The organism is Streptomyces hygroscopicus subsp. hygroscopicus (assembly GCF_001553455.1).
In the GTDB taxonomy this organism is placed as follows: Bacteria; Actinomycetota; Actinomycetes; order Streptomycetales; family Streptomycetaceae; genus Streptomyces; species Streptomyces hygroscopicus.
The window spans coordinates 1-12,821 of sequence record NZ_BBOX01000478.1 but is presented as its reverse complement, the minus strand read 5'-3'; the positions used below and the strand labels follow the sequence as shown (position 1 = coordinate 12,821).

The 12,821-nt window shown below is 72.4% G+C and carries 13 protein-coding genes; 2 read left to right on the top strand and 11 right to left on the bottom strand.

Annotation, left to right across the window (positions count from 1 at the left end; genetic code table 11):
* From AXW62_RS36605 to AXW62_RS36570, 8 genes are all read right to left on the bottom strand, one after another.
* The coding region (locus tag AXW62_RS36605; protein WP_289306039.1) for a beta-ketoacyl synthase N-terminal-like domain-containing protein at positions 1–630 on the bottom strand (630 nt) is incomplete at its 3' end.
* On the bottom strand, positions 627–2,015 hold the full coding sequence (locus AXW62_RS36600; protein WP_060948204.1) for a beta-ketoacyl synthase N-terminal-like domain-containing protein: 1,389 nt from the start codon (positions 2,013–2,015) through the stop codon (positions 627–629). The genes AXW62_RS36600 and AXW62_RS36605, both read right to left, overlap by 4 nt.
* Positions 2,015–3,007, bottom strand: coding sequence for an acyl-CoA thioesterase family protein (locus AXW62_RS36595; protein ID WP_060948203.1), 993 nt, complete (start codon positions 3,005–3,007; stop codon positions 2,015–2,017). Before AXW62_RS36595 ends, AXW62_RS36600 begins: the two co-directional genes overlap by 1 nt.
* Entirely contained in the window at positions 3,004–4,251 is a 1,248-nt protein-coding gene (locus tag AXW62_RS36590; protein ID WP_060948202.1) for a beta-ketoacyl synthase N-terminal-like domain-containing protein, read from the bottom strand. Before AXW62_RS36590 ends, AXW62_RS36595 begins: the two co-directional genes overlap by 4 nt.
* Positions 4,248–5,405 carry a beta-ketoacyl synthase N-terminal-like domain-containing protein gene (locus AXW62_RS36585; protein WP_060948201.1) on the bottom strand — a complete coding sequence of 386 codons (1,158 nt, stop codon included), beginning with the start codon at positions 5,403–5,405 and terminating at the stop codon, positions 4,248–4,250. Before AXW62_RS36585 ends, AXW62_RS36590 begins: the two co-directional genes overlap by 4 nt.
* Positions 5,402–6,643, bottom strand: a complete 1,242-nt coding sequence (locus AXW62_RS36580; RefSeq protein WP_060948200.1) for a beta-ketoacyl-[acyl-carrier-protein] synthase family protein — start codon at positions 6,641–6,643, stop codon at positions 5,402–5,404. Before AXW62_RS36580 ends, AXW62_RS36585 begins: the two co-directional genes overlap by 4 nt.
* 39 nt (positions 6,644–6,682) lie before the next feature.
* Positions 6,683–6,934, bottom strand: a complete 252-nt coding sequence (locus AXW62_RS36575; RefSeq protein ID WP_030839896.1) for an acyl carrier protein — start codon at positions 6,932–6,934, stop codon at positions 6,683–6,685.
* Positions 6,935–7,206: 272 nt separating this feature from the next.
* On the bottom strand, positions 7,207–7,956 hold the full coding sequence (locus tag AXW62_RS36570) for a helix-turn-helix transcriptional regulator (RefSeq protein ID WP_030839894.1): 750 nt from the start codon (positions 7,954–7,956) through the stop codon (positions 7,207–7,209).
* 344 nt (positions 7,957–8,300) lie between these two features.
* Here AXW62_RS36570 and AXW62_RS36565 point away from each other — a divergent pair, with 344 nt between their 5' ends.
* A complete protein-coding gene (locus AXW62_RS36565) occupies positions 8,301–9,866 on the top strand; it encodes an MFS transporter (RefSeq protein WP_060948199.1) in 1,566 nt (521 codons plus the stop codon).
* A 10-nt stretch (positions 9,867–9,876) separates the two neighbouring features.
* Positions 9,877–10,227, top strand: a complete 351-nt coding sequence (locus AXW62_RS36560; protein ID WP_060948198.1) for a hypothetical protein — start codon at positions 9,877–9,879, stop codon at positions 10,225–10,227.
* A 31-nt stretch (positions 10,228–10,258) separates the two neighbouring features.
* Here AXW62_RS36560 and AXW62_RS36555 read toward each other — a convergent pair whose 3' ends face one another.
* From AXW62_RS36555 to AXW62_RS36545, 3 genes are all read right to left on the bottom strand, one after another.
* Positions 10,259–11,308, bottom strand: a complete 1,050-nt coding sequence (locus AXW62_RS36555; RefSeq protein WP_060948197.1) for an ABC transporter substrate-binding protein — start codon at positions 11,306–11,308, stop codon at positions 10,259–10,261.
* A gap of 26 nt (positions 11,309–11,334) precedes the next feature.
* Positions 11,335–11,898, bottom strand: a complete 564-nt coding sequence (locus AXW62_RS46430) for an ABC transporter permease (RefSeq protein ID WP_250847695.1) — start codon at positions 11,896–11,898, stop codon at positions 11,335–11,337.
* Positions 11,899–12,386: 488 nt separating this feature from the next.
* Positions 12,387–12,821 (bottom strand): helix-turn-helix transcriptional regulator (locus AXW62_RS36545; protein ID WP_370682962.1); only part of this gene is annotated, 435 nt, incomplete at its 5' end.

Genomic DNA, 12,821 nt, shown 5'->3' with positions numbered 1-12,821 from the left:
GGCCGCGACCCGGGGCGGCAGGAAGAACGAGCGGACGGCCACCCGGCCCAGCGCCGCGGCCCCCCGGCTCCGGGCGGCCGACGCGGGCTCCAGCACCAGCGCGACGGCACCGGACTCCGGCCTGTCGGCCCCCGGTTCGCCCTCGGGCAGCGCCTCCTCGGTGGCCCCGGCCAGCAGCCGCCGGGCCCGGCCCGCGGCGATGGCCCGCCGGCCCGCCTGGAGCGCTTCGAGGCCCGCGACCCGGGGGCTGGTGAAGGTGAGGTTGAAGCCCTTGAGGTCGTGTTCGGTGGCCAGTCGGCTGCCGAAGAGGTTGACGGAGAAGTAGGGCGCGAGGGCCGGGGACAGATCCTCGGCACCGGTGGCGGTGATCGTGCGGTCCATCATGTGGTGCAGCGCGACGGCCGCGCTGTTGGTGCCCACCGCGGCACCCCGCTCCTCGGGCCCGACCGCCTCCAGCGCGCCCGGGCCCGCCTGCGCCAGTGCGCCTTTGGCCGCGGCCAGGAAGTACTGGGAGGCGGCGGGCAGGTACTTGTAGCCGCGCCGGCCGAGCGCCGTACGGAAGTCGAAACCGTCCGCGCTCACGGTGCCGATGCCCGTCACCACCAGGCCGCCGGCCGGATCGTCGGTCACGCGGCCGCCTCCCCGAAGACGAGCGAGATGTTGTTGCCGCCGAAGGCGTAGGCGTTGACCAGGCCGTATCCCCCGGTCATGGGCGCCGAGCCGGACGGCAGCGGCACCGCGCACGCGGGGTCCGGCTCGCCGATGGGCACGTTCGGCGGCAGCGTCTTGTGGTGCAGCACCAACGCGGCGGCCAGCGCGGCGAACGCGCCCGCCGCGCCACCGGTGTGCCCGATGAGCGCCTTGACGCTGTAGAGGGGCGTACGGGGAGCCAGCGCGCCCAGCACCCGGCTCTCCACCACGTCGTTCAGCTCGGTGCCGGTGCCGTGCGGCATCACGAATCCCAGCCCACCGGGTCCCGACCCGTCCCCGGCCCCCGCCTCCCGCAGCGCCTCGCGCATCGCGCGCTCGATCTGCGCGCCGGAGGGCTCGGGGGCGGTCGCGTGGTAGGCGTCGCAGCTCCAGCCGGCGCCCGCCAGGCGGCCGTAGACGGTGCGCGCGCCGCGTGCGCGGGCGTGCGCGGCGGACTCCAGGACGAGCACGGCGGCGCCCTCGCCGAAGACGGTGCCGCGCCGCTCTGCGGAGAACGGGCGGCAGCGCTCGGGGTCGATGGCACCCAGCCGGTTGAAACAGCCGAGCGCGACCCGGGAGTACGCCTCGGCGCCGCCCGCGATGACCACGTCGGCCTCGCCGGAACGGATCAGGTCGGCGGCCACCGAGAGGGCGTAGCCGCTGGCGGCGCACGCGTTGCTGACGCAGGTGTTGACGCCCTGCGCGCCGAACCAGCCGCCGACCACCGAGGCCACCGGGAAGGCGGGCGCCCAGCGGCCGGAGGCCGGGGCCTGTCCGGACCACCAGCCCTCGTGCAGATCGGTGTCACCCATACCGCTGCTGAGGGCGACGGCCACCCGGCGCGGGTCGAGCCCGGCGCGCGGATCGAGCCCGACGCGCGGGGCGTCCGGCCCCGCGTCCCGTCCCGCGTCGCGCACTCCGCCCCGTCCCGCGTCCTGCCCGGTGTCCCGTTCCGCGCCCTGCCCGGTGTCCCGTCGCCTGTCCCCTCCCGCGTCCCGTCCCGTGTCCTGTGCCGCGCCCCGTCCCCTGTCCCGTCCGGTGTCCGGCGCCGGCGGTCCGGCGAGCCCCGCGTCGAGGACCGCCTCGCGGGCCGCCGCGAGCGCGAACCGCGAGCCACGCCCCAGCGGCAGCCCGTCCTGCTCCTCCGGCCCGTCCGGCACGTCGGCCTCCGGGACCAGGTACATCAGCGGATGGTCCATGTGCGCGAGCGGATCGGGGACCCGCAGCGGCGCGGTGTCCGCCGCGTGCATCCCCCGCCAGAAGGCGTCCGTGCCCGCGCCCAGCGGGGACAGCGCGCCGAGACCGGTGACCAGTACGTCGTCCATCAGGCGCCGCCCGGCTTCCCGCCGAGCGCGGCCAGCACCCGACGGTCGAAGGGGACCAGCCGCCAGTCGCGGCGGTTCTCGATCTCGGCGTAGCCGTGGACGATCCGGCCGGTCGCGGTGAGCGCGAGCGCGCCGTCGCGGATGACGTAACAGTCCATCCGTGCGGTGTAGGTGAGGTCCTTGAAGATCTCCTCGACCGTGTAGACGGTGTAGAGGTCCTCCTCCATCACCGCCTCGCCGACAACGCGTATCGAGGACCGGGGAACGACCGGTATCCACCGGCGGTCGTCCAGCAGGGTCTTGATGGAGATGCCGCGGTCGAGGACGAAGCGGTCCTTGGCCTCCTCCATCAGCCGCAGATAGCCGGACATCTGCAGCCGCTCGGTGAAGTGGCAGTACGGATAGGGGATGGTCCACTTCCAGGCGTAGGCGTTGCGGCCCTCGGTCAGCGAGGCCAGGACGGCCCGCTCGCCGCCGTCCGGCAGCGGCATCCGGGCCGGTGCGGACTCGTCCGGGTGCGCCTCCACCCCCAGCCGGTCCACCACGAAGGGGGCCCATTCGGCGGGCGGTTGGCCGGGCGCCGCCAGGTAGGTGTCGGCGCGCAACGAGATGCGCACCTTGGCGGTGACGGCCTTCAGAACCGAGCCGCCGCGCTCGACGCGGAGGGTCACCCGGAAGCCGAGGGTGGCGTCGTCGGCGGCGGTGTCCGGCACCACCTCGGCCTCGGCCACGTCGTCCATGTGGAAGGCGTGCAGGATGCGGGTCTCCAGCGTGACGACGTCCAGCCCGAGGCCGTGCTCCTCGTACAGCCGGCGGGCGGGCGCCCCGGAGTCCGCGAAGTGCACCAGCACGGCTTCCTCGACGAGGTAGTTGACGTGTTTGAAGCCGATCCAGGTGCAGATGTTCGAGCCCTCGTAGCGCGGGCGCATCCGGACGGTGGTGACGTCCGTCAGCAGGGCTTTCGTGGACATCGGCGGGGCGGCGGCGGTCATCGGGAACACTCCATGGCTGAAAGGGGGGCACGTGCGGCGGGGGGCCGGTGGCACCGGGCGGGCGTGGGGCGCAGCAGCAGTCCGGCCACGGCGTCCGCGGTGTCGTCACCGCTGGTGATCAGCGCCTGGCGGGACACGGGCACCGAGGCGGACGCCGACGCGGACGCCTCCGCCGACACGGGCACCGACGCCAACGCCTCCGCCGCCGGCCCCGGGTCGGGCACCGCCGCCGGGTCCGGCGCGGCTCGTGCCCCGCCGTCGGATGCGGCCCGGTCCCCGAAGGCGGCACCGTCCCCGGCCCCGGACCCGGTCCCGCCCCCCGCCCGCTTTCCGGCCTCCGCGCGGGTCAGCCAGCCGACGGCCGCCGCGCACTGCAGCACCCCGAGGGCCCCGGAGGACCGGCCCACCGCGTCGGTGACGTCGTAGCGCGGCACGGTCTCCGGCACCGGTACGGCCCCGGCGGGCCGCTCAGCGTAACGCTCGGGAGTGAACCAGACGCCGGGTGCGGCGCCGCCGGGCAGCAGGGCCTCGATACAGCCGGTGAGCCCCGCCCGCCGTTCGTACGGGCCGAGGGCGGCGGCGGCCGGCACCCCCCGGGCCTCGGCCCACCGGGCGCCCTCCACGACGAGAGCCGCCGCGCCGTCCAGCAGCTCGTCGGCGGGGCGGCCGAGCAGATCCTCGACGACGGCGTTGTGCGTCTCCACGCCGATCACCACCGCGCGCCGGACCCGGCCCGCCGCGACCAGCGTGGCGCCCCAATGGACGGCGTCCAGGCCGGACGTCGCCCCGTTGCACAGCATCAGGTTGGGACCGCGCAGCCCGTGGCGGATGGCCACCCAGGAGGCGATCACATTGCTGGAGGCGTTCGGCAGGCTCATGGGGCTGAGGTCCATGGCCGAACGCTCGGCGATGGCGGCGGCGGTGAGGCACGCGGTGTCGAGGTTGCCCAGGTTGGAGCTGGCGACCACGCCGACGGTGTCGCCGGGCACCGTCACCTCCTCGCCGTCCGCGGGGATCAGGGCGGCGTCGCGCAGCGCGTCGAGCGCGGCGCACAGCGCCAGCCGGGTCGCCCGGTCCTTGTAGCGGTGGCCCCGGCGGCCGATCCGGACGGCGGTGTCGAACGGTTCGGGGGCGGGCCCGGCGGCGGGGGCGGCGGCACGGCGCAGCAGTGCGCCGGGGGTGGCGGCGCCGGGGAGGGCCAGGCCCACGCCGGTGACGACGACGTCGCCGGGGCGGTGCGTCATCGGTCGGCCCTCTCCACGATGGCGACCGCGTTGACACCGCCGAAGCCGAACGCGTCGATCTGCGCGACCCGCAGGTCCCCGCCGTCCCGCGCCGCGTCCCGGACGAACCGGAACGCCTCGGCCTCGGGCAGCGGTTCGGCCAGGCCCAGGGTGGGCGGCACCCGGCCGGAGGCCAGGGACTCCAGTGCGACGATCAGGCTGAGCAGACCGGAGCCGCCCGAGGTGTGGCCGGTCATGGACTTGATCGCGGTCATCAGGGGCCCGCGCACCTCGGGCCCGAAGACCTCGCGGATGGCGGCCGCCTCGGCCGTGTCGTTCAGCTGGGTGCCGGTGCCGTGCAGCAGCACCAGGTCGATGTCGCCGGGTTTGACGCCCGCCCGCCACTGCGCCTCGTGCACCGCCCGCGCGATGCCCTGGGGGTCGGGGGCGGTCACATGGCGCGCGTCGCAGTTCATGCTGACGGCGCGCACCCGGCCGAGCGCGCCGGGCCCCGCTCCGGTTCCCGCGCCGGGCTCCTCGCGGCGCAGCACGACGGCCGCCGCGCCGTCGCCCATCAGCACCCCGCGGCGCTCCCGGTCGAACGGCCGGACGCGGTCGGGGGGTTCGCCGTTGACCCGGTCCAGCAGCCCGTACATCGACTCGGTCAGGGTGTCGACACCGGCCACCACCACGGTGTCCTCGGCCCCCGAGGCCAGCAGGTCGGCGGCGAGCGCCAGCGCGTAGAGCGAGGCCGAACAGGCCCCGGAGAAGGTGTGGGTGCGGACCGCGCGGAAACGTTCGCGCAGTGCGGTGCCGAAGTGCAGCCGGCCGATGTCGAAGGGCGTGCCGTCGCGCCAGGCCAGCTCGGCGGAGCGCAGTTCGCGCAGCCCGGTGCCGACGAGGACGGGCACCTCGCTCAGGTCCTCGCCGAGCCCCGCCTGGGCGGCGGCCTCCCCGACCGCGCGCAGCAGCCATTCGGTGGCGCGGCCGGGGAGGTCGGCGCCGGGCACCGGGCGGTCGTCGATCTCGTACGCGTGGCGGGCCCGGTACCGTTCCCGGTCGAAGCCGCGCAGTTCGCCGAGCCCGCTGGTGCCCGCGCACAGGGCCCGGAAGACCTCGTCGACGCCCTCCCCCACGCTCGCCACGGCACCCGCGCCGGTCACCAGCTGGCTCATGACCAGTCCACTCGGCGCTTGCCGAAGAGGACGACAGCGTTGTTGCCGCCGAAGGCCAGGCCGTTGTTCTGGACGACCTTCAGATCGGCCGCCACCGCCTGGTTGGGCACCACGTCCAGACCGCATTCGGGGTCGGTCTCGACATGGTTGATGGTCGGCGGGATGAAGCCCTCGGTGAGCGCGAGCGCGCAGGCGACCGAGGCCAGCGCGCCGGCGGCGCCCATGGAGTGGCCGATCATCGACTTGATGGAGACCGTGCGCGGCGGGGCGGTCTCCCCGAAGACCTGGCGGATGGCACGGGCCTCGGTGATGTCGTTGGCCCTGGTGCCGGTGCCGTGCGCGGAGATGAAGTCGACCTCGTCCGGTTTGACGCGGGCGTTGTCCAGGGCCAGCCGCATGCAGCGGACCACGCTGTCCTGGTTGGGCGCGACGGGGTGGTCCGCGTCGCAGTTGAGTCCGTAGCCGAGCACCTCGGCGTAGATCCGGGCGCCCCGGGCCAGCGCCGACTCCAGGCTCTCCAGCACCAGGACGCCCGCGCCCTCGCCGGTGAGGATGCCCTTGCGGTCCTTGTCGAAGGGCTGGCAGCGCTCGGGGGCGATGGTGCCGAGGCGGTAGAAGCCGGTGAAGGTCTTGCGGCACAGGGCGTCGGCCCCGCCGCACAGCGCGAGGTCCACGTCCCCGCCGCGGATGGCGTCGAAGCCGTAGCCGATCGCGTAGTTCCCGGCGGCGCACGCGGTGGGGAGGGTGACCGCCTCGGCGCGGGTGAGGCCGAACTCCTGGGCGATCACGCTCGACAGCCGTCCGGCGGGCACCCGCCGGGCCACCGAGGGGTCCATCCGCTCGGGCCCCAGGTCCACTTCCTCCTCGACCAGACGGTCCAGGTCCCTGGACTCGCCGTCGGTCGTGCCGACGGAGATCAGACAGGGGGTGTCGCGCAGCGCGCTCTCCGGCTCGGGGAATCCGGCGTCGGCCACCGCCATACGGGCCGCCGCGACCGAGAACCGGCTCGCCCGGCCCAGGGTCCGTACGTCGAGATTCCGAATCCACCGGGCCGGTTCGAAATTCTTGACCTCACACGCCGTGGAACGGTCGAAGCCCTCCGTGCCGAACGCGGTGATGGGACCCGCCGCGCTCTTCCCGGCGCGCAGTCCGGCGAGGAATTCCGCCGCGCCGACGCCGATGCCGGACACCGCCCCAAGGCCGGTGATGACGACCCTGCGACCCGGCTCACCACGCATTTCGCCCTGCCTTCCGATGGGTCCGCCCAGCTCCGGCGGTCACCAGCCCGCCGCGTCGGACACAACCTCGTAGACGCCCCGGAGGTTGACCATCCGGCTGAGTTCGGACTGGTCTATGACGACGTTGAAGGTCTTTTCCAAAGCCGCGAGTATTTCAATGGCGCGCAGTGAATCCGCGTCATGCTCTTCCTTGAAGAGACTGGTCTCGGTGACCTCGTCGGGGTCGATCTCAAGGATATCGGTGACGATTTCCTTGATGGTTTCACGACGCTCTTCGACGATGGCGGTCATTACCGCGCACCTCCATTTTCGGGCATGGGCAAAGCGACGAAGCTCCCGCTGACGCTAGGCCCCGGTCCGGGAGGGGACAACCCCAGAGTCCACTAGCTGTCACACACACGGTGAACACGAGCGTTCGACTAGTTCGCGTGTCATAAAGCTGCAGAGGGCAGCCGGTTACCCTGGAGTCAGAACATGGAATCTGCAGGAAGTTGCCAGGTGGGCAACGGACAGAAGTGTTCAAACCGCCAGAAGACCGGCCGCCCCGGCGCACGGCCCATCCCCTACTCGGGGTCGGCCTCCATCAGCCCGGCGCGCACGGCGCGCACCCCGGCCTGGAACCGCGATTCGACCTTCAGGTCCCGCATGATGTCGGCCACGTAGCGGCGGTACGTACGCACCGAAAGGCCCAGTTTGCGAGCCGCGGCGTCGTCCTTGTAGCCCTCCGCCATCAGCGTCAGCACCTCGCGCAGCACCCGGCCGCGCGCACCGCCCTCGAAGGACAGCGGCCGCATCGGCCGCTGGGCCGTGTCCCACATGCCGCACAGCAGCTGGTGCAGCATATCCGCCACGGTGGAGTTCTGGATCATCGAGGCACGGGAGCCGCCGGGGTCACCCGGCGAGGCGTCGGGCGCGATGACGGCCGCGCCGTCCACCACCACCAGCTCCTGCCGCACCCCCTCGAAGACGCGCACCTCCAGCCGCGCCACCGTCCCCACCGAGCGCTGCCACACGGCGCCCCGGATGACGCCCGGCGGACAGAGCATCCTGGTCCTGACCCCCTTGCCCGCCAGCTGGGCGAGCGTCTGCGCGACCAGCCGGCCGTGCTCGTCGCAGGTCACCTCGGGCAGGCTCCAGATCACGTCCCGCTCGGCGCGCAGCACCAGCCGCGCCACCCAGCCGGCCACCGCCTCACCGGCCACCGGCAGTTCGGCGGAGGCCGAAGCCAGTGCGGAGCGGCGGTGGTGATGCACGGCGGACTCCAGGAGGCGTAACGCCTGACCCAGCGTTTCCTCCAGGCTGTCCGCACTCATGTCCGGATCCACGCGAACCGCTCCCCCCGCGCCTACCTCCCCGTCAAATCCGTCAATAGACAGTCGCCCGTCTGGTTGAATTCCCAAATGGCTCAAAGGACACCCCCGTTCCCTTTCCGGGAACAGTAACGAGCCACCTGGCGCACGGCAAGGAAGATCGTTCCTTATGGGACACTTCCCGCCGGGAAATACCCTCACGTTCCGGCCGTGACACCTCCGCGTACCGGCAAGGGGCTGCGCCTCCGCTCGGCGGATTGGTAACTTCCTCTGGAGCCAGCACGCCATCCCCTGCCGTACGACGCGGACCCCCCACCGTGCTCCGGGTCCCGAAAGGCGCCGCCCATATGGCTGCACAGAACACCGCGACCACCGACACCCCCCAGACGGGCCCCTCGCACTCTCCCACCGGCCGCCAATGGCTCGCGCTTTCGGTGCTGGTCCTGTCCCAACTCGCGGTGTGGCTCGACAACACCGTGCTCAACGTCGCGCTCAAGACCCTCGCCGATCCCGCCGAAGGGCTCGGTGCCACCCCCAATCAGCTGCAGTGGTCCATCAGCTCCTACACCCTGGTCTTCGCGGTGCTGCTGTTCACCGGCGGTGTGCTCGCCGACCGCTACGGCCACCGCCGGTTACTCCTGACCGGCATGGTGCTCTTCGGCGCGACCTCCGCCTGGGCCGCCTACGCCGGTTCGGCCACCGAACTCATCGTGGCCCGCGGCGCGATGGGCGTCGGCAGCGCCCTCATCATGCCCGCGACCCTCGCCCTGATCGCCCAGGTCTTCGACGAACGCCACCGGGCCACCGCCATCGCGATCTGGTCGGGCTCCAGTGGAATCGCGATCGCGACCGGACCGATGCTCAGTGGAGTGCTGCTCGACCACTTCTGGTGGGGGTCGGTGTTTCTGGTCAATGTGCCGATCGTGGTGCTGTGCGTGGCCGGCTCATTCGCCTTCCTGCCCGGGGTCGTCACCCGGGTGCGGCAGAAATTCGACCCGCTGGGCGTGGTGCTCTCCACCGCCGGGCTCTTCGCCATCGTCTGGGGCATCATCGAGGGCGGCCACCGCAACGACTGGACCGATCCGGCCATCGTCGGCTCGCTGGCCGGGGGTGTGCTGCTGGTCGTGGTCTTCGTCCTCGTCGAACTGCGCGTCGCCAACCCCAGCTTCGACGTGCGGCTGTTCCGCGACATCCGGTTCACCGGCGCCAGCGTCGCCGTCATGCTCACGTTCTTCGGGCTCAACGGCTCGATGTACTACACCAGCTTCTACCTCCAGGGCGTCCACGGCCAGACACCGCTGGAGTGCGGGCTGTCCATCGCCCCGGTCGCCCTCGGCGTGCTGCTGGGCGCCCCGCTCTCGGCCAGGCTGGTCCGGGCCCACGGGGTACGTCCGGTCGTCACCGCGGCCATGCTGATCGCCACCACCGGGTTCCTCGCCTACGTCCTCCTGGACGAGCACAGCGGACTGCCGCTGTTCTGGGTCTTCCTCGTCCTCCAGGGCCTGGGCATGGGCGCCGCCGTCGCCCCCACCACCGAGGCCATCATGGCGATCCTGCCCGCGGACCGGACCGGCGCGGGCTCCGCGGTCAACAACTCGCTGCGGCAGATCGGCGGTGTGCTCGGGGTCGCGGTCCTCGGCTCCGTCCTGGTCAGCGTCTACCGCGACCAGGTCACCCCCGAACTGGACGGACTGCCGTCCGGCGCCGCCGACGCGGCGGCGGAGTCGCCCGAGGCCACCCGGCTGCTCGGCGCGCGGCTGCGGCTGCCCCGGCTGTCGGACATCGCCGACGAGGGGTTCGTCCACGCCATGCATGTGGCCTCCGTCGTCGGCGCGCTCGCCGCCGCGGCCGGGGCCCTGGTCATCTGGTGGACGTTCCGCCGTTCAGCGTCCGCGGCCCGATCCGGCATGTGATCCTTCTTCCGTGCCGCCCCCGTCGCCCCGGCACGGCTCCGCGGCGGCGGGCGCGGAACCGGGCGTCGCCCCCGAGGGCATCGGCCACCTGCCCCCGGCGGACGTGGTCGTCGTGACCATCGCGTCCACTGGGCTGGGTGAGCACGGTGGTGGCGGCCGGCTCCTTCGCCCCGACCGCCCCGCACCGCTGCTGCGCCGCCGTCTGGAGCGGCGGCCAAAGGCCGTGGGCCCTGCGGCGGGCCCGGTGCTGTGGGCCGGGGCGTCCGGCGGCGTGCCGGGCGCGGCAGTCGCGTTCGCCGTGACCGCCGCGCCGCACGGCCGCTTCCCACTGCCCGGCGGCTCCGGCGCGGCGGACGGCTGAGCGGTGGGAAGCGGCCCGGCCGGCGCTCCGACTACGACTTGGGCAGATAGGACGTGTCGTAGGCGTCCTCGGGGGTGACGGCCTTCTCCAGCAGCCCCTGCTCGTACATGAAGTCCGCCATCCGGGTCCAGGTCTGCGGGTCGATCGTGCCCAGCTCGCCCTGGTCGTTCCGCATCAGCGGCGCGCTGGCCCGGAGCACCGCGCGGGCGTTCTTCCGCTGCTTCTCGCCGCGCAGCCCCGGTACGTATTTCTCGCTGAGCTTGATGGCCTCGTCCTGGTGGTCGATCGCATAGCGCAGTCCGCGCAAGGAGGCGTCGACGAACTTCCGGATGTCGGCACCGCGTTTGTCGAGCGTCTTCTTCTTGGCGCCCAGCCCCACGCCCACCAGCGGATCCCCCGCCGTGCCCGAGTCGAGGGTAATCGACCGGACTTCCTTACCGGCCTCCTCGAACGAGACGGCGTCATTGTTCACATAGCCCATTACCCCCTCGACCTTGTTTCCGGTCAGCGCCGCCTGCTGGGTGAAGCCGATGTTCTGTATCCTGGCGTCCTTGGTGGAAAGGCCGCCTTCCTTGAGGAGTGCCAGCAAACCGAAATAGGTCTCCCCGAAGGGACCGGGTGTGCCGATCTTCCGGCCCTTGAGATCGGCGGGCTTCCGGATCTCGGAATCCTCGGGCACGATCAGCCCCACCGGGTATTTCTGATAAAACGTGGCGATGTCCACCACGGGGACGTTCTGGGCGCGGGCCTGGAGCATCTCGTCGCCGCCCGCGTAGATCACGTCTTCCTTGCCCGAGGAGAGGGCCCCGAAAAGGCTCTCAGCCGCTCCGTGGTGGCGCAGCGTCACCTTGAGTCCGGCGTCCTTGTAGTAGCCCTTTTCGGCGGCCACGTAGAACGGGGAGAACTGGATGTTGGGGGTGTAGGTCAGCCCCACCGTGATGCTTGCGCCGTCCTTGCCTCCCGCCGCTCCCGGCTCCTCGGCACATGAGGTCAGGGTGGCCAGCGCGACCACCGACGCGAGGGCCGCCCCCAGGGCACGGTGTCCGCGGGCACGCCTCCTGGACGTCTGCACGAAACGCACGTACTTCTCCTCCTGGATGAAAGTTGTCAGTCGCGCTGAACGAGCCGCTCGACCAGGCGGACCACTCCGTACAGGACGGCGGCGAGAAGGCCGAGCATGACGAGGGTGGAGAACAGCCCGATGGTGTCGGCCTCCTGGCGCTGCACGGACAGCAGCTGCCCCAGTCCGTCGCCGCCCATCACGAACTCCCCGACGACCGCGCCGGTGACGGAGAGGGTGAGGCCGTTGCGCACCCCGGCCAGGACGCTGGGCAGGGCGAGCGGCAGCTCGATGTACCAGAGCATCCCCCACCACCCCACCCCGTCCACCCGTGCGGCCCCCATCACATCGGGGTCCAGCGAACGCAGCCCCAGCACGGTGTTGACGAGGATGGGGAAGAAGACCAGCAGCGCGCAGAGCACCGCGATGGGCAGCAGGCCGTAACCGATCCACAGGGCCAGCAGAGGGGCCAGCGCCACCGCGGGCATCGCCTGCGAGGCGGCCACGTACGGCTGGAGCGCCGCCGCGGCGAGTTCACTGCGCGCGATCAGGTAGCCGAGCGGCAGCGCCACCCCGATCCCGATGCCGCTGCCCGCCAGCGCCTCCCACACCGTCTGCTTGGTGTAGTCGACGAGATCTCCGTGCAGGACGTCGTCGAGGAAATGCCGCGCGAGGTCGAGCGGGGCCGGGAGGTAGAACTCGGCGACGGCGCCGGTCCGGGTCACGAGATCCCAGACGACAAGCAGCAGCAGCCCGAATACGAGCGGCGGCAGCACACTCCGGAACAGAGTTCTCCGCCGGTCGGCGGAAGAACCCGCGGATGTCCCGCCGGTCAATTTACTGCCGCCGCCGGATCGTGATTTCTCACCGTTTCCGACGCCGTCGCCGATCTTTCGCGCACGTACCGGGCGGGGTGATTCCGGCTCCGCCGCACCCGGCTCGCCGTCCACGGCCGCCATGGCGGCCGTGCCCCTTCCGCGCCCCTCGGTCATCTCCAAATCCCCTTGCATAACCGGCAGTTGCCCGATCTCGGCACGCCCGCAGGCAACCTATCGCCAGCACGCTCCGGATCACAATGTCGCCGGGGGAAACGAAATCATCATGTGGATGTATTTCCGAGGATGCCGAGCTCAGTGGCGCGTACCCCCGCCTGGAAACGGGAGTTGGCCTCCAGCAGCTCCAGGATCCCGGTGACATAGCGGCGGTACGTACGCACCGAGATCGCCAGATCCCGGGCGGCGGCCTCGTCGGTGACCCCGTCCCGCAGCCGGGCCAGCACCCGGCGCACCATCTCGGTACGGGCGCGGTTGCCGAAGTCGAGCGGGCGGGCGGCGGGCACCGCGCCGCCCCAGATGGAACCGAACATCCCGTCCAGCGTGGCGACCACCACCTGGTCCTCGACGACCGAGGTCTGCCGCCCTGCCGCGTCCTCGGTGCACACCAGGGCGGTCCGGCCGTCGGCGATCACCGCGGTGGGCAGCGGCACCGCCGCGATCCGCACCTGCGCGGGCTCGGCGGGCGCACCGGCACCGGG